2 protein-coding genes are annotated in these 1,516 nt (G+C 64.1%); one reads left to right on the top strand and one right to left on the bottom strand.

Annotation, left to right across the window (positions count from 1 at the left end):
• Window positions 1-964, top strand: a 964-nt coding sequence (locus tag Q7U29_RS02345; protein WP_304737908.1) for a phenylacetate--CoA ligase family protein, incomplete at its 5' end; no start/stop codon positions are given.
• 45 nt (window positions 965-1,009) lie between these two features.
• Here Q7U29_RS02345 and Q7U29_RS02340 read toward each other — a convergent pair.
• A partial coding sequence (locus tag Q7U29_RS02340; protein WP_304737905.1) for a methyltransferase occupies window positions 1,010-1,516 on the bottom strand: 507 nt, incomplete at its 5' end.

Here is a 1,516-nt window from a genome sequence, read left to right as displayed (position 1 = left end):
GTTTACATCGCCCGGCCCGATTTTCGAGCCGGAGGCCACCCACGCCGACCCCTGGCGCGGCGCCCGGGCGCTGTTTGCAGCGGGCTTGCGGCCGGGCGACGTGGTGCTGAACACCTTCAGCTATCATTTGACGCCGGGCGGTTTCATTTTCGTTGACTCGGCGCGCGCGCTCGGCTGCGCGGTGATTCAGGCCGGTCCCTGCAATACCGAGGCGCAATTCGAGCTGATCGAGGCCTATCGGCCGGTCGGCTACAGCGGCACCCCGGATTTCCTCAAAATCCTGCTCGACGCCGCGGCAGCCGCCGGGCGCGACGTCTCCTCGATCAAGCGCGCGCTGGTGTCGGGGGCGGCATTCCCGGCGTCGCTGCAGCAGGACATCAAATCGCGGGGCGTCGACGCCTACCAGGCCTTCGGCACCGCCGATCTCGGCCTGATCGCGTTTGAGACCTCATCGCACGAGGGCATGGTGGTCAACGAGGACCTGATCATGGAAATCGTGCGGCCCGGCACCGGCGATCCGGTCGCGCCGGGCGACGTCGGCGAAATCGTCGTGACCTCGCTCGATCCCCATCACCCCTGGATTCGCCTGGCGATCGGCGACCTCACCGCGGCGCTGTCAGCCCCGAGCCCGTGTGGCCGGAGCAATATGCGGATCAAGGGCTGGATGGGTCGCGCCGACCAGACCACCAAGGTCAAGGGCATGTTCGTGCGGCCCGAGCAGATCGCCGAGATCGGCAAGCGTCATCCGGAACTCGGCCGGTTGCGGCTCGTCGTGACCCGCGAGGACGAGGCCGACGTGATGACGCTCAAATGCGAATGCGCGTCGCCCGGCGGCGAGCTTCAAAACGAGATCGCCGCGACGCTGCGCGCAGTGGCCAAGCTCGGCGGCCATGTCGAACTGGTCGGGCCGGGATCGCTTCCCAACGACGGCAAGGTCATTTCCGACGAGCGCGGCTCCAGCTAGAGGCGAGTGCGCTCGGCGGTCACGTCTCGGGTTGCTGCGCGCGGGTTACGCCGCATTTCCCGATCGCCGCCATACCGTGGCATTCTGAGCCGCGTCATATGTGCGCTCGACCTTTGGGATGGTCCATTGCGGTGGGTTGTCGCCCCGGCGAACAATGCCGATGTAGAAGAACGAACTCTCCCTGGTCAGCGTGGGGAAGTCGCCATCGGTGAAGACGATCTCGAGCCCGGACTGCTCGATCATTTGACGAAAGGTTTCGACGGTCGAACCGCGGTTGTTTTCCTGCAATACGACAACGCCGCCGGGGGTCAGAAATTCGCCGATCGTTGCAAAAAACTCCCGGTGAATTCGCCAATCCGGATCGTGCGCGCGCAAGTCGCCGATATACTGATCGATGAAATGCGGAGGATTGCTGACCACCACATCCCATTTCTCGGAGCGGGGTATATTCTTCAGATTATCGGATTGGTAGACAGCAACCCGATCGTCAAGACCGTTCACACGCACGGTATTTCTGCAGGAAGCCACCGCTTCGGGATTGATGTCGGCCAC

This window comes from Bradyrhizobium sp. (genome assembly GCF_030654605.1).
Classification (GTDB): Bacteria; Pseudomonadota; Alphaproteobacteria; order Rhizobiales; family Xanthobacteraceae; genus Bradyrhizobium.
The sequence above is the reverse complement of the archived record's forward strand: the minus strand, read 5'-3'. Positions and strand labels throughout refer to the sequence as shown.